The 21,126-nt window shown below is 63.3% G+C and carries 18 protein-coding genes; 4 read left to right on the top strand and 14 right to left on the bottom strand.

The window, feature by feature from the left end:
* Positions 1-19: 19 nt before the first annotated feature.
* The 4 genes from ADN01_RS17650 to ADN01_RS20155 all read right to left on the bottom strand — a co-directional run bounded on the left by ADN01_RS17650 (position 20) and on the right by ADN01_RS20155 (position 4,915).
* Positions 20-2,539: a 2-oxoacid:acceptor oxidoreductase family protein gene (locus ADN01_RS17650; protein WP_062417043.1), complete on the bottom strand. Its 2,520-nt coding sequence runs from the start codon at positions 2,537-2,539 to the stop codon at positions 20-22.
* A 1-nt stretch (position 2,540) separates the two neighbouring features.
* The gene (locus tag ADN01_RS17645) at positions 2,541-3,206 is read right to left on the bottom strand and encodes an HD domain-containing protein (protein WP_075071327.1); all 666 of its coding nucleotides are present in this window, start codon (positions 3,204-3,206) and stop codon (positions 2,541-2,543) included.
* Positions 3,207-3,228: 22 nt separating this feature from the next.
* Complete coding sequence (locus tag ADN01_RS17640; RefSeq protein ID WP_062417042.1) at positions 3,229-3,921, bottom strand: hypothetical protein; 693 nt, start codon at positions 3,919-3,921, stop codon at positions 3,229-3,231.
* Between the two features lie 142 nt (positions 3,922-4,063).
* The gene (locus tag ADN01_RS20155; RefSeq protein ID WP_236691034.1) at positions 4,064-4,915 is read right to left on the bottom strand and encodes a peptidylprolyl isomerase; all 852 of its coding nucleotides are present in this window, start codon (positions 4,913-4,915) and stop codon (positions 4,064-4,066) included.
* 129 nt (positions 4,916-5,044) lie between these two features.
* Here ADN01_RS20155 and ADN01_RS17630 point away from each other — a divergent pair, with 129 nt between their 5' ends.
* Entirely contained in the window at positions 5,045-6,871 is a 1,827-nt protein-coding gene (locus ADN01_RS17630) for an ATP-binding cassette domain-containing protein (protein WP_062417041.1), read from the top strand.
* On the opposite strand, the gene ADN01_RS17625 is transcribed toward ADN01_RS17630, so the two are convergent.
* The 3 genes from ADN01_RS17625 to msrA form a co-directional block, all read right to left on the bottom strand.
* The gene (locus tag ADN01_RS17625; RefSeq protein ID WP_062417040.1) at positions 6,868-8,091 is read right to left on the bottom strand and encodes an aminoacetone oxidase family FAD-binding enzyme; all 1,224 of its coding nucleotides are present in this window, start codon (positions 8,089-8,091) and stop codon (positions 6,868-6,870) included. The genes ADN01_RS17630 and ADN01_RS17625 overlap by 4 nt on opposite strands.
* Positions 8,092-8,093: 2 nt before the next feature.
* Positions 8,094-10,319, bottom strand: coding sequence for a xanthine dehydrogenase family protein molybdopterin-binding subunit (locus tag ADN01_RS17620; RefSeq protein ID WP_062417039.1), 2,226 nt, complete (start codon positions 10,317-10,319; stop codon positions 8,094-8,096).
* Positions 10,320-10,465: 146 nt separating this feature from the next.
* A complete protein-coding gene (msrA, locus tag ADN01_RS17615) occupies positions 10,466-11,026 on the bottom strand; it encodes a peptide-methionine (S)-S-oxide reductase MsrA (protein ID WP_062417038.1) in 561 nt (186 codons plus the stop codon).
* Positions 11,027-11,141: 115 nt separating this feature from the next.
* Here msrA and ADN01_RS17610 point away from each other — a divergent pair, with 115 nt between their 5' ends.
* Positions 11,142-12,554 carry a glycosyltransferase gene (locus ADN01_RS17610; protein WP_062417037.1) on the top strand — a complete coding sequence of 471 codons (1,413 nt, stop codon included), beginning with the start codon at positions 11,142-11,144 and terminating at the stop codon, positions 12,552-12,554.
* Here the strand turns inward: ADN01_RS17610 and ADN01_RS17605 are convergent.
* Genes ADN01_RS17605 through ADN01_RS17595 form a run of 3 tightly spaced genes read right to left on the bottom strand, consistent with a single transcriptional unit; the run spans position 12,551 to position 14,271 of the window.
* Positions 12,551-13,069: an NUDIX hydrolase gene (locus ADN01_RS17605; protein ID WP_075071325.1), complete on the bottom strand. Its 519-nt coding sequence runs from the start codon at positions 13,067-13,069 to the stop codon at positions 12,551-12,553. The two genes, ADN01_RS17610 and ADN01_RS17605, sit on opposite strands and share 4 nt — an antisense overlap.
* 4 nt (positions 13,070-13,073) lie before the next feature.
* Positions 13,074-13,331, bottom strand: coding sequence for a hypothetical protein (locus ADN01_RS17600; protein WP_062417035.1), 258 nt, complete (start codon positions 13,329-13,331; stop codon positions 13,074-13,076).
* Between the two features lie 19 nt (positions 13,332-13,350).
* Positions 13,351-14,271, bottom strand: a complete 921-nt coding sequence (locus ADN01_RS17595) for a class I SAM-dependent methyltransferase (RefSeq protein ID WP_062417034.1) — start codon at positions 14,269-14,271, stop codon at positions 13,351-13,353.
* Between the two features lie 220 nt (positions 14,272-14,491).
* On the opposite strand from ADN01_RS17595, the gene ADN01_RS17590 reads away from it, so the two are divergent.
* Positions 14,492-15,778, top strand: coding sequence for an L-lactate MFS transporter (locus ADN01_RS17590; RefSeq protein ID WP_062417033.1), 1,287 nt, complete (start codon positions 14,492-14,494; stop codon positions 15,776-15,778).
* A gap of 116 nt (positions 15,779-15,894) precedes the next feature.
* On the top strand, positions 15,895-16,752 hold the full coding sequence (locus tag ADN01_RS17585) for a UbiA family prenyltransferase (RefSeq protein ID WP_062417032.1): 858 nt from the start codon (positions 15,895-15,897) through the stop codon (positions 16,750-16,752).
* A gap of 23 nt (positions 16,753-16,775) precedes the next feature.
* Here ADN01_RS17585 and ADN01_RS17580 read toward each other — a convergent pair whose 3' ends face one another.
* From ADN01_RS17580 to ADN01_RS17565, 4 genes are all read right to left on the bottom strand, one after another.
* A complete protein-coding gene (locus ADN01_RS17580) occupies positions 16,776-17,141 on the bottom strand; it encodes a YbaN family protein (protein WP_062417060.1) in 366 nt (121 codons plus the stop codon).
* A 97-nt stretch (positions 17,142-17,238) separates the two neighbouring features.
* Complete coding sequence (locus ADN01_RS17575; RefSeq protein ID WP_062417031.1) at positions 17,239-18,147, bottom strand: ABC transporter permease; 909 nt, start codon at positions 18,145-18,147, stop codon at positions 17,239-17,241.
* Positions 18,144-19,172 (bottom strand): ABC transporter permease, encoded by a 1,029-nt coding sequence (locus tag ADN01_RS17570; RefSeq protein ID WP_062417030.1) that lies wholly within the window; start codon positions 19,170-19,172, stop codon positions 18,144-18,146. Before ADN01_RS17570 ends, ADN01_RS17575 begins: the two co-directional genes overlap by 4 nt.
* Positions 19,173-19,283: 111 nt before the next feature.
* Positions 19,284-20,957: an MDR family MFS transporter gene (locus ADN01_RS17565; protein WP_062417029.1), complete on the bottom strand. Its 1,674-nt coding sequence runs from the start codon at positions 20,955-20,957 to the stop codon at positions 19,284-19,286.
* Between the last annotated feature and the right edge of the window lie 169 nt (positions 20,958-21,126).

Genomic DNA, 21,126 nt, shown 5'->3' with positions numbered 1-21,126 from the left:
GCACCTCCTACTGTTCGGTTCAGCGGCCTTGGGCCTGCAAGCGGGCCGCGTATTCGCGCCCCGCCTGGAAAGCCGCCTGATTTCCAGCAAAGACCACCGCGCGGGCGTTGACCTTGCGCAGGGCCTGCAGCCACAATTCCGGCGGCAGTTGATCAAAGGGCGGCAGCGTGCTGAGGATGCCCATCATGACCACATTGGCAATCCGGCCGGTGGGGTCGCCCAAAGCCAGGGCCTGCCCCAAAACATCCACTTCCCACACGTGGAAGCCCTTCAGGCTGGCCTGAATCGCCTCGTCGCTGGGGTATTGGTCTTCCTTCAGCCCCAGGGGGATGATCTGGGTGCTGGCCAGCAGCACCGTGCCGCCCGGTTTGAGCATCTCCAAAAAGCCGGGGCGCAGCACTTCGCTCTTCTCCATCGTAATCAGGCAGTCGGCCGTCCCCGGCAGCAGCACCGGGCTGGCGACCTGACCGCAGCCAAAGGTGCTGATCACCGGCCCGCCCATCTGGGCCATGCCGTGGGTCTCGCCCTTGATGATATTTTTCTCACCGTACCCGGCTAAGAAGGCCCATTGGGCCAGCACCGTGCCGAAGAACAGGTTGCCCTGCCCGCCCACGCCGCGAATGGCCAGGGCGATGCGCTCCGGCAGCAAAGCGCGGTCAAAGCTCACCGCGGGGACTTCGGGGGCCAGGCTGGGCTGAACGGCGGCCCGCTCGGCGGTCTCACGGGTGACCACATGCAGCACATGCGTGGGGCACATCTGCACGCAGGCCGGGGTGTGTCCGCCGCAGCCGGTACACAGGTTGTTGGCTGTCGGAATGCCGTCCGCGTTCAGTTCTAACCCCGGGCAGATCAGGCAGGCGTTGCACTGCTTACACACCGCCGGGTCCACCTCCACCCGCTGGGTGCTGGACGGCGATTTCTGAATGCAGGCCCCGTCGCGCACCACGATGGTGGTGAAGACGCCCTGCTCGGCCTCGCTCAGGGCCGTGCGCAGGGCTTTGCGCAGGGTGTTCTTTTCGTAGGCCCCCGCCACCACCACCTTGGCCCCGTGGCCTTGCAGCGAAGCCACCAGATCAAAGCGCATGGGCTGGCCCGCCAGATTGGTGGGCGAGGTGGGTGAAGGCTGCCCACCGGTCATGCCGGCGTATTCGTTGTCCAAAATCACCTTCACGCCGGGGATGTTGCGGTACACGGTGTTGCGGGTGGAGTCCATGCCGGTGTGACATTCGGTGCCGTCCCCCAACACGCTGATCACCCGCCCGGCCTTTTCCGGCATGGAAGTGACATAGCCCAGCCGTTGGGCCTCGCTGGCCCCCATCGCCAGGCCTGTATCCAGCGCGTTCATGAAATACAGCAGGGTGTTGCAGCCGATATCGCCAAACACGGCGTCCACCAGCCCCTTTTTCTTCAGCAAAGACACCTCCAGGGCGAACAGGCGGTAGGGGCAGCCCGCACAGATCACCGGCGGGCGCATCACCGGCGCCGCCAGGGGCGCACCGCCTGCCTGGGGGGCGGCTTCGCCCAGTTTTTGGGCGATCAGCGCCGGGGTCCACTCGGTCAGCGGGCTGTAGGGAGGCTTGCCTTCCACGCGGAAGCCCAGCCCCTCCACGGCTTCCTGCAGCCAGCGGTAGCCGTCTTCGATGACGGTGATGGGGCCCTGAATGCTCTCGCAGAAACGGCGGATCAGACCCAGCGGCAAGGGGTTGGTGAAGGCCAGCGACAAGATGTCCACATCCAGGCCCAGAGACTGCACCACCTCGCGCACATACAGGTCGCTGATGCCGCAGGTGATGATGCCGCGCTTGCCGCTGCCCTTGTCCCAGCGGTTGAGCGGGCTGTTTTCCACCATCGCCTCCAGCGCGGGCATGCGCTCGGCCATGACCACATCGTAATTCTTGCGCGCCACCGCCGGAAGCACATTAAACGGGTGCAGATCCGCGGGCATATCCACCGGGTCGCGGTGCTGCGGCTCCATCAGGCGCACCAAACCCTCGCTGTGGCATAAATTGCCGTTGGGCAGGATCACCACCTGGGTTTTGTAGGCGCGGCTGATCTCCACGGCGATCGCGGCCGCCTCATGCAGCTCCTGATGGCTGCGCGGCTCAAACACGGGCGTGAAGCAGCTTTTGAACAGATAGCGCGGATCGAGGGTGTGCTGGGTGGAAGAGGGGGTGAAATCGCTGGCGATGTAATAGATCAGCGCGCCCCGTTCGCGCACAAACAGCGCCCCGCTGGTGAAGATGTCCCCCGCCTGGTACAGCCCGGGGATCTTCATGGTCACCACGCAGTCACGCCCCGCCAGGCTGTGACCGTGGCCCACCCCGGCCGCCACCGCCTCGTTCACCGACCAGCCCACGCGGATGCGGTCCTGCACCTGCGAAAGGCCGCGGTCAATCACCTCGGAACTGGGCGTACCGGGGTAGCCGTCTGCGCAGTGAATCCCGGCGCGCACGCACCCCGCCGCAAAGGCAATATTGCCCTGCAAAATCTCCACCTGCCCGCTGGGGGCATCGCACAGCTTTTCCATGGCATTCGACATGTCAACGGCTCTCCTGGCTCAAGGGTTTGGGTAAGAAGGCGGCTGCCTGCCCCGTGTTGGGCAGCACCGCGAAAGTGTTTTCCACCACGCCGGGCAGATGGGCGTAGATCGAATGACCGATCGCCCGCTCAAACTCGGCCTGAATTTCAAAATAGCGCTGCCAGCGCGCCACCGAACACGGCCCTACCCCGTAGCGCAGGGCCACATCCACGATGCGTTTTTCGATCAGGCAAAAGCCGTCCGGCAGCGACAGCGCGTCGCACAGCTGAATCAGATGGTCGTAGGCGTCGTAGGGCGTGCGCAGCAGGTAATCCTGCACAAATTGGGCTTCGGCCTCGCTGGCATCCCACAGGCCCGCCGCGCATTTCAAGTCGGCGATGGGGTACGAATGGGTCAGGCTGATGCGCGCCGCCGCGGAATAGCCCAGACCCTCCAGATAGCGGTAGCCGTCCAGAATGTGCCGCATGGCGGTCACCCCTTCACGCCGCCCGATGTCGTGCAGCAGGCCCAGCACATAAGCCGCCTCAGGGTCGAGCTGGGGGTGGCCGCTGGCCAAAATAGCCGCCGCCTGAGCAGCGCAGCGCGAATGCGCCGCCCACGGGCCGGGGTTGCGCGCCTCGGCCTCCGCTAGAATTTGATGGGCTGTCTCTCGATCCGGCAGGTTCATGCGGTCCTCAAAGTCTCCGGCCTCAATCTTCCGTGTGGTAGGGGCCAAAGCGCGGCAGGCGCTGGGGCGGCACGCGCTCCAGGCGCTCGCTGCGCGGGCTGAGCAGGTAAAAGCCCCCGCGCCGGTGCAGCAGGGGGATGCGGCGGCGCTGCGCCGCGAAATGCGCGCGCATCTCCTCACTGGCCGCCGCGTAGCTTTCATATTCATCCGGCCACTGCGCCAAAATCACGTCGTAGGTGGCCACGAACTCGCGCCGGTAGGCCTCTGTGACGCTCTCCAAATGGCTGATGACCCAGCACAGCGGTTCAAAATCCCATTCGTACACCAACCCCAAAAAGCGGTCGTCGGCAGTGATGTAGGGCAAAAAGGGGAACTGACGGCAGCTGGAGGCGCGGTACGCGCGCTGACAATGGGCCGGGCCCAGGCAGGCCAGCAACAGCATGTGCTCTGGGGTTTGTTCGCGCAGCTCGGCCGGGTCGCTGGGGTCGCCCGCACATTCATCCCCGCGCCACTCGTGCCAAAGGTCAGTGCGGCCCTGCAAATAGTCCCATTCCTGGCGGTAGGCCACGGGAACAGCATGGCAGATATCACAGCAGAAGGGTTTGCCGTTGGGATTATGCGGCGCGCATTTTTCCCCGCAGTCAAAAGCCGTCACGGGCGCATCAAAATGGTCGTAAAACTGGCGAATGTCCAGGCGCGGCGCAAAGGGGGCCATAGGCAGAAGTCCTGTGAATCATTGTAACCCGAATCCCCGCGGAAGGATGACACCTTTCGGCATGATCAAGGGCATATCCCGCGGGGTTAAAAACAGCGCGCCGCCCCAGGGGGCAGCGCGCCGCGGTCTGATCGGCACAGGCTCAGAATTCTTGAATGGTGATGCTCTCGATGACGTCGCCGGTGAAATCGGGGTTTTGTTCCGGGTCGCGGCGGGTGATGCCGTTGACCACGTCCATGCCGCTGGTCACCTGCCCAAAGATGGTGTAGCCGCCGTTGAGCTGCGGGGTGGGCTGGAAGGTGATGAAGAACTGGCTGCCGTTGGTGTCGCGCCCGGCATTGGCCATAGCCACCACCCCGGCCTTGTCGAAGGTCAGGTCGGAATCTTCGTTGACGAACTTATAGCCCGGCCCGCCGCCGCCCGTCCCCGTGGGGTCGCCGCCCTGGGCCATAAAGCCCTCCAAAACGCGGTGGAAGGTGACGCCGTCGAAGTACTTTTCGCGCGCCAGGAAGACAAAGCTGTTGACGGTGATGGGGGCCTTATCGGGGTAAAGCTCAATCACAAATTCGCCGCCCTTGGCCATTTTGACCGTGGCGGTGTAACGCTTGGTCGGGTCAATCAGCATCGGCGGCTGCCCCGAATAGGTCTTGGTGCCCACCAGCACGGGCATTTCCCCCGTTTCAGCCGGGGCGGCCGCTTTCTTGGGCAGGGCGATCACCAGCAGGACAACGATCAGCGCCACCACCAGAACGGCCACAGCGGCCAGCGGCCAGTTGAAGCGGCTGCGCGGGTTGACCTTGGCCTGGTGTTTGGCGGCGTACTTGCTGACGGGAGGGGGGTCTTCTTTTTGCTCATCGGGGGTTCCTTGGGGTTGAGGGGATTGGCATGCTGGGGAGATGGGCGTTCCTTCCTGGCGTGCACTCTTGATCCATCCAGGGGGAGACTGCTTCGCCGCCGGACGGCGTCTCGCAGCGGCACAAACGCGTTTCCCCACAGCACGCTATGATTATAGTCCGAGATGCCCGCGGCGCGCCAGTTTCTATCACCGCCTCTTCCGCCCGCCCAATCCGCTCATTTCATAGTATATTTGCGGCATACTTTTTCACGTAAGGGATCAGGCCGCATGGCGCTAATCAGTCTCCAAGAGGTCAGCCTGGGGTTTGGCGGGCCGCTGCTGCTGGACAACATCAATCTGCAAATTGAGCGCGGTGAATGGGTGGGCGTGCTGGGCCGCAACGGCGCGGGCAAATCTACCCTGCTCAAGCTCATTCACGGCGACCTGCTGCCCGATTCCGGCTGGGTGGCCCGCCAGCAAAACCTGCGCACGGCCTACCTGCCCCAGGAAGTGCCCCAAGACCTGGCGGGCAGCGTGGCCGAGATCGTGGCCGCGGGCCTGGAACACCTGCCCCTGGCCGCCGGTGAGGAACCCTGGCAGCGCAAATTGCAGGTGGATCAGGTCATCGCCCGCATGGCGCTGGAGCCCCAGGCCGATTTCGCCCAGCTTTCCGCCGGGCTCAAGCGCCGCGTGCTGCTGGCCCGCGGGCTGGTGCGCACGCCCGACCTGCTCCTTCTAGATGAGCCCACCAACCACCTGGATCTGCCCACCATCGCCTGGATGGAAGAATTTTTGCAGCGCTGGGGCGGCACCCTGGTGTTCGTCACCCACGACCGCGCCTTCCTGCAAAAGCTGGCCACGCGCATTGTGGAGCTGGACCGCGGCCGCCTGTTGGACTGGAACTGCAATTACGCCACCTTCCTCCAGCGCAAAGAGGCCGTTCTGGCCGCCGAATCTGAGCAAAACGTGCTCTTCGATAAAAAGCTGGCCCAGGAAGAAGCCTGGATCCGCCAGGGGATTGAGGCCCGCCGCACCCGCAACGAAGGCCGTGTGCGCGCCCTGAAACGCCTGCGCGATCTGCGCGCCGAGCGCCGCGAACAGCCTGGGCGGGTGAACATGCAGATTCAAGAGGCGCGCCGCTCAGGGCGGCTGGTGATTGAGGCCGAGCACGTCTCTTACGCCTACGGGGAGCGCCCCATCCTGAACGATTTTTCCACCGTCATCCAGCGCGGCGACAAGGTGGGCATCATCGGCCCCAACGGCTGCGGCAAAACCACCCTGCTGCGCATCCTGATGGGCGAGCTGCCCCCCCAGAGCGGAGAGGTGCGCTTGGGGTCGAATTTGCAGACGGCCTATTTTGACCAGCTGCGTTCCCAACTCGATGAAAGCCAATCCGTGCTGGAAAATGTCGGCCAGGGGCGCGACACGCTGACCATCAACGGGCGCCAGCGCAACCTGGTGGGCTATCTGGAAGATTTCCTGTTCACGCGCGAGCGCGTCCACGCCCCCATTCAGGCCCTATCCGGCGGCGAGCGCAACCGTCTGCTGCTGGCGCGCCTGTTTGCCAGCCCCGCCAATCTGCTGGTTTTTGACGAGCCCACCAACGACCTGGATTTAGACACCCTGGAACTGCTGGAAGATCTGCTGCTGGAATACACGGGCACGCTGCTGCTGGTCAGCCACGACCGCGCCTTCCTCAACAATCTGGTCACCAGCACCCTGGCCCTGGACGGACAGGGGAACGTGACGGAGACCGTGGGCGGTTACGATGACTGGCTGCGCCGCGCCCAGACCCCGCCGCCCGCGGCCGCCAAAGACGCGCGGGAAAAAAGCGCCCGCCCCGCCGCCGAAAACGCCCCGCGTAAGCTGAGCTACAACCAGCAGCGCGCCCTGGAGGCCCAAAAGCGCGAGCTGGCCGAGCTGCCCGCCCGCATTGAAGCCCTGGAAGCCGAACAGCAGCGCCTGACGGCCGAAATGGGCTCCGCCCAGTTTTATCAGCAGGACGCCGAGCACATCGCCCAGGCCGCCGCTCGCCTGCGAGAATTAGAAGAAGAACTGGCGCAAGCCTATCAACGTTGGGAAGTGCTGGAACAAAACCCCGACCAGCCGGCTTAGCCCCGCGCCGCCGCCCGCCCCGCCAGGGCGCCGCTGCTGAAGGCGTACTGCAAATTAAACCCCCCGCACGGGCCGACCACATCCAGGGTTTCGCCGGTCAAAAACAGCCCCGGCAGCCGCCGCGCCTCCATCGTGGTGGGCTCCACCTCGCTCACCGCCACCCCGCCCGCTGACACCTGACAGTATTCAAAGCCGCGCACGCCCCGCACCCCCAGGCGCGTTTCCCGCAGGCACCCCACCAGCCGCTGGATCTCGGCCTCTTTCAGTTGGTTCAGCGCGGCCTGTTCCGGCAGCCCCGCCATGCGCAAATACACCGGCGCCAGCTTGGGCGGGAAGAAGGCCCCCAAAAGCAGCGCGGCCGGAAAGGGTTGTTTGCGCTGTGCCGTCAACAGCGCCGTGAATTCCTCAGCGTGGAAAGCCAGCAGATCCAACACCAGGGTCAGCTTTTCCCCCTCGTGCGCCGAAACCGCATGGCTCACGTCCATCACCGCCGGGCCGTTCAAGCCCCATTCGGTCACAATCAAATTGCCGTGGCTCTCCGCCAGGGTGCGCCCGTCCTGCTCCAGGCGCACGCCCACATCCAACCGTAAGCCTTGCAGCCCGCGCAGCGCGCCCAGCTCAGCCAACACAGGGGCCAAAGCCGGGCGCTTGGGCGTGGTGCGCAGGCCCAGGCGGGTCAATTCGGCAAACAGCTCTCCCCGGCTGCCCAAGGTGGGGTAAGCCGCCCCGCCCGCCGCCAGGATCACCCGTGAAAAACGCTCCTCACGCTGCTGACCGTCCTGCAAAACGCGCAGGCGAAAACCCTCCCCCGCGCGCTCCAGGCCGGTCACCTGCACCCCCAGGCACACCTCCACCCGCGCCTGGCGCAAGGCGTGTTCCAGGGCGCTTACCACGCTTTGCGCTGCGTTCGAACGGGGATAATACCAGCCGTCGTCGGTCTTGTAGGCCGGAACGCCGATGGACTCCAGCAGGCGCAGCACATCCCCCACGCCAAACTGCTCCAGCAGGCTCGCCATCCACTGCGGGTCAGCGCAGGCATACCGTTCGGCGCTGACCGCATCGTTGGTCAAGTTGCAGCGCCCGCTGCCCGTCACCAACAGCTTACGGCCCAGGCGGTCGTTGCGCTCCCACAGGCAAACCCGCGCCCCGGCCCGCGCCGCGGTGAGGGCGGCCACCAGCCCGGATGCGCCCCCACCGATGACCGCTACGCGTTGGCTCATGCTTAAACTGCTTCCAGCTTACCCAGACCGCGCAGCACCCGTTCGGGGGTCAGCGGAAATTCGTCAAACCACACGCCGGTGGCTTCATACACCGCGTGGGTAACGGCCGGCGCCAGGCACATGTTCATCACCTCGCCCAGGCCGCGCGCCCCCCACGGCCCTCGCGGGTCGGGGATCTCCAGGATGATGGTCTTCATCTCTTTGGGGATATCCAACGCGGTGGGGATCAAATAGGTGGAGAGCGAGGGGGTCAGCACCTGGCCGTCCTTCTCGATAAAGTTTTCCATCACCGCATACCCCACCGACTGCACCAGCCCGCCCTGAATCTGGCCTTCCACCAGGCCGGGGTTGATGGCCTTGCCCACATCAATGGCGCAGATGATTTTTTCCACCTCCACCTGCCCGCTCTCCATGTCCACGCTCACCTCCACCGCCTGGGTGGTGTAGGCGTAGGCCACGTTGGGGTCGCATTGGCCGGTCTGCGGGTCGGGGGCGGTGGTTTTGGGCGGGTAATAGGTGTGCAGAATCTGCACCGGCCGCTCTTCCTCCTGCCATTTTTGCAGAGCAATCTCGGCCCCTTCTTTCAGGGCGTTGCCGATGAAGAAGGTCATGCGAGAGGCCGACACCGAACCTGAGTCCTTGGTCTCGGCGGTATCGCTGGAAACCAGCTCCACCTGATCCAGCTCCAGACCCAGGGCCTCCGCCGCCATCTGGGTGATGACGGTCAGCGTGCCCATGCCCACTTCGCTGGCCCCGTGGCGGATACGCGCCCGTTCAATTTTGGAGCCGCCGTACAGCTCAATGCCCACCGTGCAGGATTCGGGGTAGCCGTAGGAGAAGCCCACGTTCTTATGCGCGCAGGCAATCCCCACCCCGCGCCGTTTATTGGGGTGCTGCGGGTCTTCGCTGCCAAAACCCTCTGGCCGCGTCCAGCCCGCTGTGCTCTTCTGCCAGCCGGAGCCTTCCGCGCAGGCCTCAGTCACCTCGCGGATGCTGACCCCCGGCGGGTAAGGCGCGCCCGTGGTTTGCAGCGAGCCTTCGCGCGCCAGGTTGCGCATGCGCAGTTCCACCGGGTCCATGCCCAGCGCCTGGGCCAGTTTGTTCACCTGCTGTTCGGCGATGTACACCGCCTGCGGCCCGCCAAAGCCGCGGAAGGCCCCGCGCGGCACGTTGTTGGTGTAAATATCGTAGGCGTCCACCTTTACATTGGGAATTTCATAGGGGCCCAAGGAGTTCAGCACGGCGTTGCTGGTGACGATGCTGGTGGTGAATTTATAAGCCCCGCCGTCGGCGTACATGCGCACTTCCGCGGCCACAATTTTGCCCTCGCGGGTGGCGCCCCAGCGCGTGTACACGCGGAAGGGGTGGCGTTTGCAGTGCGCCAGAATGGACTCTTCGCGCGTCCAAACGATCTTCACCGGCCGGTCGATGCCCATGCGGTGCAGCTTCAGCGCGCCCAGGCAGACCACAATCTGTACGGAAATATCCTCGCGCCCGCCAAAGGCCCCGCCGGTCATGGGGTAAATCACGCGCACCTGCTCTTCGGGCAAACCCAATGCGTGGGCAATCTGCTTGCGATCTTTGGCCCCCCACTGTCCGGTGGTCACCACGGCCACGCGCCCGTCCTCGTCCATATAGGCCAGCCCGGCCTCGGTTTGCAGATAGGCGTGTTCCTGGGCGGGGGTGTTGTACACGCTCTCCACAATCACATCCGCCTGCTGGAAACCAGTTTCTATATCGCCGTTATAGAGGAAATGATGGCCAAACTGGTTGCTGCCCACATCCGGGTGCAGCACCGGCGCATCTGGCCGCAGGGCGTCTTCCATATCGCATACCGCCGGAAGGTCCTCGTATTCCACCTCGATCAGCCCCAGGGCTTTCTGGGCCACGGCTTCCGTCTCGGCGATGACCGCCGCTACGCGGTCGCCCACATAGCGCACGCGGTCAGCATAGGGCTTTTCGCACGGTCCCACCAACACCGGCTGATCGTAGGTGTAATAGCCAAATTCGTTGGCGGGCACATCCCTGGAGGTCAGCACAGCCAAAACGCCCTCCAGGGCCTCAGCACGGGCGGTATCCACCCGTTTGACAATGGCGTGCGGCCGCCGCGCCAGCAGCACCTTCATAAAGGCCTGGTTGGGGCGGGTCATATCGGAAGCAAAAACAGCCTCACCTTTAACTTTTGAGCGCGCATCTACGCGAGGGACGGATTGACCAATATGTTTCATGTTTCCACCTGGGTGATTAAGGTAGCGGCGGCGGGTGATCTGCCAACCTGAGAACGCAGCATACACTTATTATATCCAATTTTAACCGCAAGGCGGCGCGCTGACGAATGCCAGCGCGCCGCGCAAAACCAAAGCTGTGGGGCACCTCAGCTTTTCAGGCGCTCCTGATACTGTTTGCGAAATTTGGCTACCTTGGGCGCGATCACCATGCGGCAGTAGCCCTGATACGGGTTGCGCGCAAAATACTTCTGGTGATACGCTTCGGCCGGATAAAAGGCCTCCAGGGGGGCCAGCTCGGTCACCAGGGGCCGATCCCACAGCCGCGCCGCGCTCAGCTCGGCCATCACCGCCTCGGCCTGAGCTTTTTGCTCTGCGTTGTGATAAAAGATCACCGAGCGGTACTGCGTGCCCACATCCGCTCCCTGGCGGTTCAGGCTGGTGGGGTCGTGGATAGTGAAAAACAGGGTCAGCAGGTCGCGGTAGCTGACCTGAGCCGGGTCAAAGCGCACCTGCACCACCTCGGCGTGCCCGGTCTCGCCGGTGCACACCTCTTCATAGCTGGGGTTGGCGGAGTAGCCGCCCGCGTAGCCCGAAACCACCTCTTCTACCCCGCGCAGTTCATCATACACGGCTTCCAAACACCAAAAGCAGCCGCCCCCCAGGGTAGCGGTTTGCCAATAAGCATCCTTTTTCGCATTCGTTTCCATATTCACCCTTTCCTGAGGCCCCCGCGCGCCGCGGAGGCTCGTGATCTCAGTATAGCGGGTGGAACGCCGGTTTTTCAAGGCTTGTATCACCTTCGGTATGGGGTATACTGCCCCTATGGCTCTCAAAATTCTGTTTGTTTCCATTTTTCGCGAAGGGGACGGCGGCGGCGAGGGACGCGTGGCCTTTGAACTGGCCCGCTGGTGCGCGCAGCAGGCCGCGGTGGTCATGCTCTGCCCCGGGGAAAAAACCGGGCCGGCCAGCGATGAAAGCGGCTTCCATTTTTTCCACATTCAAAGCGCCCACCAGGATAAATTCTCCATCCCCCTGCTCAATGCGCCCACTGTGCGCAGGCTGTACCGTTTTTTAGACGCCTGGAAGCCGGACGTTATTCACATCCACGACCCTGCCCTGCTGGGGGTGGTGGCCCAGCTGTGGGCGCGCCTGAACCGCGTGCCCGTGTTTTACACCGCCCACATCCTGCCCTCGCGCGCCCTGGAATTTGGCCCCAGCGAGCTGGCGGGCTGGCTTTCGGGTCCGCTCAACGACGCCCTGGTGGAACAGTATCTGAATAATTTCTACGACAACTGCGACGCGGTGGTGGGTCTGAACCCGGCCGCCGTGAGCGAAATCCGCGAATTTGGCTTCCGCGGCCCCGTGTTTCAAATCCCCAACGGGCGTGATTTGCAGCAGTTTGGCCAGGCCGCCTTCGCCGATCCGCTTTCCCCGCAGAAAACGCTGGCCTTCACTGGCTTTCTCAGCCGCCGCAAGAACCAGCTCTACCTGGTGGAGATGCTCGCGCACCTGCCGCGCAGCTACGAACTTTGGCTGATGGGCGAAGACCTGACCCCCGGCTACACCGAGGAACTCACCCGCCTCATTCGCGCCCACGATCTGCACGTGCGTTTCACCGGCCAGCTCAGCCAGGCGGAAATCGCCGCGGCTTTGGCGCAGGTGCATGCGTTTGTATCCGCCTCCAAAATGGAAGTGCAGAGCCTGGCGGTCATCGAGGCCCTGGCCTCCGGCACACCCGTGGTGGGGTTGGCCAATGAGACCATCGAAGAGCTGGTGGACGATACTGACGGCGTTTGCCTGCCCAAAGATACCCCCCCAGAGGTCTTCGCCGCCGCCGTGCAGCGCGTGTGCAGCCTGCCTGCCGAAGAATATCACCTACTGTGCCGCAGCGCGCGCCAGCGCGTGCAGCCGCTGGACCGCGCCAATATCGTGCGCCAGACCCTGCAAGCGTATCGGACGGTGCTGGATGAGCGCGCCGAGGCGGAGCCTGCGCTCCCTGCGCGCGAGCTGATTGGGCGTTATCTGTCGCAGCTCCCCCAGGGGGTCCTTGCGCCGGAACTGGCCGAATTCCTGTCGAAACGCCTGGAAGAAGCCCTGCGCCAACCGGTGCAGCACGCCCGCGCGGTGTGGTTGACCGGCGTCAACATGGTGGGCTCAGTGATCGGTTTTTATGTGCTGCAAGGTCCGCTGAAAACCTACCGCCGCCTGCGGCGGCTGCCGCTGCGCCGGCCTTAGCCCCCGTTGGCCAGCAGATGCTCCAGCACAAACGTCTCGCGCGGGGTCCAGGTGGGCGCCTTGGGAACGGTGCGCGCCAGCACCTGCTGGTTGGCGGCGATGGCCTCCGCCAGAGTCACCCATTCCGGGTGAAAGCCCAGTTCGCGTTCATAGGGTTCCAACTGCGGCGGGTTTTGCTCGGCGGTGATCTGGCACAGGTAGTAATACGAAATCATCTGAAAGATATCGCTGCCCGGCTCAAAGGCACGGTCAAATTCCAACACGCGCCCGTAGCCGCCCTCTACCGCTGCCAGCCGCACCCCACATTCCTCCGCCAGCTCCCGCGCCAGGGCGGCGGGGTGCGTCTCCCCCGCTTCCACCCGCCCGCCGGGGAATTTGTAATCCCCGTTCTTCTCCGAATGCACCAATAAAATCAGCCCATCCCGCCGCACCACAGCCCGCACCGCCTCGTGCAGGTTCACCCTGCCGCGGGTGTAATCCCCCGGGCGGCGGTACATCTCCCTCAGGATGCGCATGAGCTCACCGCAGCAGGTCCCGTTTGGCCTGGGCGATTTCTTCCTCCACCTGGGCGGCCTGCGCCTTGGTTTCCTCCGGCATGCCGGAGGTGAGGGGGATAAACTGGATCAGCTCGTGCGCCTTGCGCAGCAGATCTTTGACCTTGGCCACGTATTCAAAATTGCCCCAGCCCAAATCTTCTGGAGCCGGCAGCTTGCGCGCCTTTTGAATCAAAGCCCGCGCTTTGGTGATGCGCTCTGCGGCAGGGATGAACGGCGACATCGGCCCTCCTAACGGTAGATCACTGTGCCGGGGCAGCCCCCTGCGCCAGGATCAAAATATGCTCTTCGGGGAAGCCTACCCCCGGCGTCAAAATGGTCACGCGCTGCTCCCATTTGACCGCGTTCATGGTCAGGGTGCGCTCTTCGCGGATGACCAGACCCTGGCGTTCAAAGGCGGCGTGGAACTCATCCTGGGTGAAGTACTGGTAACTTTCCAGCCGTTCTGTCTGCCACAGACCCTTGCCCAGGAAGATGGATTTGGTGATGTAGCGGGTAAAATCCCGCCGCGGCAGCTCCACCTCCAACGGCCCCTCGCCCGGCCGGTAGGTGATGTGAAAGGGGCGGTACTGGCGCGCGAAGGTCTCAAAATCGCGGCGCGAGGCGGCGTTGGCAAAGCGCACCCGCAGGCTTTCGCGCGGATCCCCTGGCGGCTCCAGCCCGTCAAAGAGCACCAGCCAGCCCCCCGCACCCAGGCAGGCCGCCGCCCGCCCCAGGGTGGTTTCGGCGCGCTGTTTGGCCGCCGGAACGTCCACCACCCCCGCCGAGAGCGTGCTGGAAAAGACCTCGTGCAGGGCGTTGACCATCAGCACCAGGTCAAAGCGCCCCAAAGCCTCCAGATAACCGGCGGAGGTGAAATCATCCTCCAGCCACTGCAAACCGGGGTAATCCTGGCGGCAACGCTCCAGCGAGCGCGGGTTGTAATCCACGCCCACGCAGGCGCGCCGGTCGCACAACTGCGCATGACCGTCAACCAGCGCCCCCAGAATCTGGCCTTCACCGCAGCCCAGCTCCAACAGACGCAGCCCCGATCCGCGCCCACTGCGGGCCATCTGACGCATGAGGCGCGAGGCCGCCTGAATGGCAGCGCGTTTGCCCAAATTTTCCATCGGGCGCAAGCGCATTTCCCAAAAAAAGTCCCAAAACGCGTCGGTTTCTACCATATAACAGGCATTGTACCCGATTCTCCGGCAAAACCAAACAAGTCGGCCTGCGGGGGGAAGAGCAGTTACTTTCATCCTATTGACAATTGTCTGACAATTTGTATAATGCAATCATCGCAAGTTTGTCAGACAATTCACCCCTTGCGCTGCCTTCTGCCCCATCGAAGGCCCCATTCTTGATTCTATTTTACCCCTCCCCCGAAAGGAAAATTTTAGATCTATGAGCGATTCTTCTTCGACCCGCGCCGCCGCCTCGAACAAGGGCTGGCTGGTCACCATCGCCGGCACCTGCGCCCTTCTGGCGTTGGGCGTCTTGTATGCCTGGAGCGTCATCAAGGCCAACATCCCCGTGGAATGGGGCTGGGCCGATTCGCAGAAGTCCCTGCCTTACTCGGTGGCGTGCGTCGTCTTTTCCATTATGACCCTGGTTGGGGCGCGTCTGCTGAACAAATTCGGCCCGCGGGTGGTCGTCAGCCTGGGCGGCCTTTTGGCGGGTTTGGGGGTGATCCTCTCCAGCCAATCCACCTCCCCGTGGATGTACACCTTTGCCTTCGGCGTGCTGCTCGGCTCCGGCATCGGTTTTGTGTATGCCACCGCCAGCCCCACCGCGCTGAAATGGTTCCCCGCCTCCAAAACCGGCCTGATCTCCGGCATCGTTGTGGCCGGTTTCGGCATGGGCAGCGCCTGGGTGGCCCCCCTGGCCCGCACGCTGATCGCTTCCATCGGCCTGCAAACCACCATGCTCTACCTGGGCATCGGCATGTTGGTGGTGGTGATCGCCTTTGCCCAGCTGCTGCAATTCCCTCCGGCGGGCTACGTTCCGGCGGGTTCGGCCCCAGCCAAAAGCACGGCCGCCAAAAAACAGGAATTTGCCCCCAGCGAAACCATCAAAACCTGGCAGTTTTACCTGATCTGGGTGGCCTTTGCCTTTGGCTCCGGCGCTGGCCTGATGGTCATCGGCAACCTGGCCTCCATCGTCAAAGATCAAATCGGCCTGGCGGCGGTCTCCGCCGTGGCGGTTTCGGCCCTGGCCCTGGGCAACGGCGGCGGGCGCGTGCTCTACGGCCTGCTTTCGGATAAAATCGGCCGCAAGAACGTGCTGCTGATCGCTTTCGTCTTCCAGGCAGCGCTCATCTTCGGGCTGTCCTTCATTGTTCAGGGCAGCGCCCTGGCCAATGTGCCCCTGCTCATGGCCCTGGTGGCGCTCATCGGCGCCAATTACGGCGCTAACCTGGCGGTCTTCCCCGCCATCACCAAAGATTACTACGGCCTCAAAAACTTCGCCATGAACTACGGCATCGTCTACACGGCCTGGGGTCTGGGCGGTTTCATGCTTTCGCAGTTGGCGGGCGCCATCAAAGACGCCACCGGCAGCTTCACCAACGCCTATTTCCTGGCCGCCGGCATGCTGGTGCTGGCCGCCGTGCTCACCGCCGTGCTCAAATCACCCCAGCCGGCCGCCGCCCCTGCCCAACCGGTGCAGGCGGGCGCTCCCGCTGGCGACTAAGGCGCCGTTCCCCCACCCACACCCAAACACCCGCGCAGTCCGGCGGGTGTTTGTTGGTTAAAACCTGTCTGCGGCCCTGCTGTATAATTCTTATATCCAGACCTGCCTGGAGGCCTATGCCCCTCGCCCGCAAAATTTCCGCGTTCATTCAATTGATCCGCCCGGAGCTGCCGTTGGCGGCGGGCCTGTGCGTTCTGCTGGGGCAGGCGGTGGCGTTGGGGGGCTTCCCGCCTTTTTCCACCATGCTGCTGGGCTTTTTGCTGGGCTTTCTGCTTTCCAGCTCGGCCATGGTCTTTAATGATTACTTTGACCTGGAAGTGGACCGCGTCAACGCCCCCCAGCGCCCCTACGCCGCCGGAAAGCTGACCACCGCCGAGGTGATCGTTTTCGGTCTGCTCACCGCCCTGTTGGGCCTGCTCACCGCCGCTGCCATCCGCCCCCTGGTGCTGGGCCTCAGCCTGCTCACCTGGATCCTGGGCTTTGGCTATAACTGGCGCTTCAAATCCGCTGGGCTGTGGGGCAACCTGTGCGTCAGTATCTCCGTGGCCATGACCTTCATCCTGGGCGGCTTGAGCGTGGGCCAGACCCCCAACGCCATCTTGTGGGTTTTCATCGCCGTGGTGTTTTTCTTTGATCTGGGGGAGGAAATCGCCGGGGACAGCATGGATATGGCCGGGGACGAAAAACGCGGGGTGCGCTCACTGGCCTTACGCGTGGGCAAAGCCGCCGCGCTGCGCGTATCCGCGGCGCTGTTTGGGCTGGTGGTGGTGCTCAGCCTGATCCCCGTCTTCACCGGCAGCGTCGGCTGGGCCTACGCCGTGCCGATGGGCATCGCGGACGTGTTCATCTTGTTTTTCACCTACCGGCTGATGCACGCCCCCAACCGCCAGGCCGGGCACAACGCCATGCGCGCCCTGTACCTCACCGCCACCGCCGGGCTGGGGCTGGCCATTTTGGGCCACTATCTGCTCTAACCGCCCGTGCCGGCCTCGCGGATTCACTCCGAGCGCAGGGTCTTCAGCTGAACCAGATGGATCGTCACCCCCGCGGCGATGACCAGCAGCAGGGCCCGCACCCAGCCGTTCTGCACCCACAGCAGCACCGCCGCCCCAATCGTGCCCCACAGCAGCACCAGGGCCGAGACCTTATGGTGCAGATGCACCCCCTTACCCTCGCGGTAGTTGCGGATATATTCCCCAAACCAGCGGTTGTTCAGCAGCCAATCGTAAAAACGCTGGGAACTGCGCGCGTAACACACCGCCGCCAGCAGCAAAAACGGGGTGGTGGGCAGCACCGGCAGAAAAATCCCCACCAGACCCAGCCCCACAAACAGCGTACCGAAGACAATGAGCGCGCCGCGCACAACTTGATGCAAAATTTCGCTCCCAGGGCGTTCGAGATGGCGCGCACCGCGGCGCGCTGGGAGATTTTATCATCTTTTCACGCAGGACAATCCCCTCTCACTGCGCCTCAGGCCGCGAAATCCCTTTCAGAAAGTCGCCCAGTAAAATGCAGCTCATCGAAATCAGCAGGATGCTCACCGAGGGGATGACCACCATCAGCGGGCTGCGGTTGAGAGCCGAGCGCCCCGAAAAGAACATCCCGCCCCAACTGATCACCGAAAAGGCGTTGTCCGAATCCGCGCTGGTGACCCCGATGCCGATATAGCCCAGGACGGCTTCAATCAAAATCACCGCGGGCACATTGTTGATGACCCAGGCGATGATGAGGTGCGACACGTTCGGCAGCAGGTGGCGGGTGATGATCTGCCAGGGGGTTGCGCCCACCGATACCGCCGCCTCCACAAACAACTGCGCCTTTAACACCATCACCTGAACGCGGATCAGGCGCGCCAGGCTGACCCAGGCCACCGCCGCAAAGCCAAACACCAGGGCAATCAGCCCGTGAAACCAGGACGGCGACAGGACGCTGCGCAAAATGAGCACCAGCATCACCATAAACATGATCCCCGGCAGAGATTGGATCATGTCCATCAGCAGGGATAGCCCGGTATCCACCTTCCCGCCCGCATAGCCGGCGGTCAGCCCCACCAGCGTGCCCACCAGGCCCGCCAGCGGCACCGAAAGCAGCGCCAAAAAGAAGGCGGTGCGGGTTCCATACAGCAGGCGGCTCAAAATATCGCGCCCGTAGCGGTCAGAGCCCAGGGGAAAATCGGCCTGGGGGGCTTTGGGGCCGTCTGTCACCCACACGGGCGGCAGATCAGCCTGAGATGCGCCCCAGCGGTAAGGGTCTTGCGGGGCCAGCCAGGGCCCCAGGACGGCGGTCAAGGCAAACGCAGCCGTCACCATCAGGCTGAACCAGACCGCCTTGCTGTGCAGGGCGCGTTTCCAGGGAAAATGAGTCCTCATGCCGCCGCCGCCTCTTCCGCGGCGCGCAGGCGCGGATCCAAAATCTCACACAGCGTGGCGATACTCACATTCACCACCCCAATGCCGACGGCATACAACAGCAGGACCCCCATCGCCAAGGAGTAATCCAGCTTGAGGATGGCGTCCCAATAGCCGCGGCCAAAGCCGGGGAAGGCGTACAGGTTTTCAACGATGAACAGCCCCCCGAACATCTCCATCAGGACGGGGCCTAAGAAAGTGGTGATGGGAACCAGCGCATTGCGCAGCACATGCACGCGCATGACGCGCCGCTCCGTCATGCCCTTGGCCCGCGCGGTGAGGATGTAATCTTCGTTCAGCGTGTTTTCCAGGGTGGTCTGCGTCACGCGCGCAATGCTCGCGATGGGCATGGCCGCCAGCACCACCGCCGGGATGATCCAATGGGCGGGCTGGTTCCAATTGGGCAGCACCGGAATCAATTTCAGCCAGGAGGCGAACACGATCATGGCCAGCAGACCCAGCACAAAATTGGGGATAGAGATCAAAGCCGCCAGCCCAAAGGAGACGGCTCTTTTCAGGCGGGTTTGGGCGCGGGCCGCGGTCAGGAATCCCAGTGGAATGCCCAACCCCACGGCGATGCACGAGGCAAAGAAAACCAGGCGAATGGAATATCCAAAGGCGCTGTGCCAGAAAGACCCGCCATCCGGCGCCGCAAACAAGAAGTCCTGCACCGTTCGCCCGCGCTGCTGAATGGATGGGCCCAAATTGCCGCAAATAGCCCCGCAAAAGAATTCCCCCTGCTCATCAAAATCGCCCACAATGTAGCGCGTGTACTGCCGCCAAAGCGGCAAATCCAGGCCAAAGCGGCGGTAAAGCTCTTTTTCCTGCGCCGCATCCAACCAGATGCCCTTCATGGCGCGCACGTTGGAGGAATAATTGCTCCAGGGGTTTCCCGGGATGAGGTGCATCAGCAGGAAAGCCAGCAGGGTCGTACCGAACACGACCGCGATCACCCGCAGCAGCTTTCTGGCGAAAAATGCAAGCATCTCCACGCGCCCCTCCTTATCACCGCAGACAGCCCAAATGCCCAAGAGCGTACTGACCTCCCGAGGGCCACGCTGATGGTTTAATTATAGTCCTTCAGCAAACCAGATGGGTCAGGCCGTTTCGTCCTCACCAGAGACACTCTCGCGAAAGATCTCTACCCGGGCTTTCGCTTCCGTCTCCAGGCTGGCGCTGCCCCCGTTGGAAAGCCCCTCGGCGATCAAATGCCGCAGGCGCTGCGCATCCACGTGCTGCTCCACATCCAGCGACAGGCGGCAGTCGGTGTTGAGAAAGATATTTACCAACCCCAAAGGCAGCAGCAGTTCGGTGTGGGTATGCCCGCTGTCGGTGCTGCTGACCCGCACGCGCAACTGCTCCGGCGCGGGCGGGGTTTCCTGCTCGCGCATGCGGGCGTACTTGGCTTCCTGCACCTCAGCCAGGCGCGCCGCAGCCTCTTCCACCGTCAGGCGGCCTTCTTCCAACTGCTGAAAAACTTGCAGCCGCATATCCACCAGCGCCCAACGCGAACCGCCCACCTTTTGCTGCAAGGCATAGTACATGGCCGCCGACGCCAGGCCCAAAAACCCCGCCGCAAACCAGAGCAAATGCGGGTCCAAATTATCCAGGATCAGCCCTGCCAAAAGCGGCCCCACCGCCGAAGGCAGCACCCAACTGAATCCGTAGGTGGCCATGTAGCGCCCGCGCATGTCCTCCGGCGCCAGATTGGTGACAATGGCCTGCGAAACCGGGCTGACCAGCATTTCGCCGATGGTGATGACCACCATCGCCGCCAAAAAGAGGGGGAAGCTGGCCACAAAGCCGTACAGGCTGAAGCCCACCGCGTACAGCAGGGTGCCTGCCACCATCACCATCAGCGGCCGGAAAGGGGTAATGCGGCGGGTGATGGGGAACTGGAACAGCACCACCATTGCGGCGTTCAGCGCCAGGATGTAACCAAACATCTGTTCATTGGTGCCGTGCACATCCCGCAGGAACACCGCCAAACTGGTGTTCATCTGCATATACATGAGCACGCTTAACATGGAGGCCAGCATGAACCAGGTGAAGGCCGAATCGCGCAGAACGGTGAAGTACCCCTTGAAGGTCTGCCCCAGGCTTTCCTGCGGCTCTCCCGGCGCGGGGGCCACGCGCGTTTCGCGGATGGCCACCCACACAAAGCCTGCCGTCAACAGGCTCGTGATGGTATCAATGATGAACAGAAGCAGATAAGAGCGCGAAGCCAGAATCCCACCCAGCAGCGGGCCGATCACCACCGCCAGGTTGAAGACCACCCGCAAAATGCCAAAGCCCTGGGCGCGTTTATGCTCCGGCAGCAAATCCGCCACCATCGCGCTATGCGCCGGCCCGCCCACATCCGAAAGCAGACCCACCACCCCGGCCACCACCAAAAAGGTGGTGAAATCGTTGACCAGACCCATCCCCAGGGCGGAGAGTGCGCTCATCACCAATGCAAAAATGATGATGCCCTTGCGCCCGATGCGGTCGGTCAGCGCCCCGCCTAACAGGCTGCTGAATAGGCCGGTGATGGAGAAGACCAAAAAAATCACCCCCACCTGGGTCATGCCCACGTCAAATTTTTGGGTGATGTACAGTGAAAAGAAGGGGAACAGCAGCGCACCGCCCAGGCGGTCAATGAAACTGCCGAACACCAGCACCCAGAATTGTCGCGGGTACTCTTCATATACGCCGCGCAGCCGCGCGATCTGCCCGGCCAGCCCGCGGGTGGGCGCGGAAGAGGGGGTGGGGGAAGGTTGGGGGTTTGACATGCTAGGCCTCAAACGATAAGCAGGATTTGGTTATGATTGATCGTATCACAGCGCCCACCGCACGGGTTAAAAAACTGGTCAAGTGGCCGATGAAAACCCGCCGGGCGACGGGGAGCTGCCGACCTTTCCCCTCTGCGCAGAATGCTCGGCCTGCCGGGCTGCATTTTGG

The organism is Levilinea saccharolytica, from assembly GCF_001306035.1.
Lineage (GTDB): Bacteria > Chloroflexota > Anaerolineae > Anaerolineales > Anaerolineaceae > Levilinea > Levilinea saccharolytica.
This window is presented reverse-complemented; position numbering and strand designations above follow the sequence as displayed.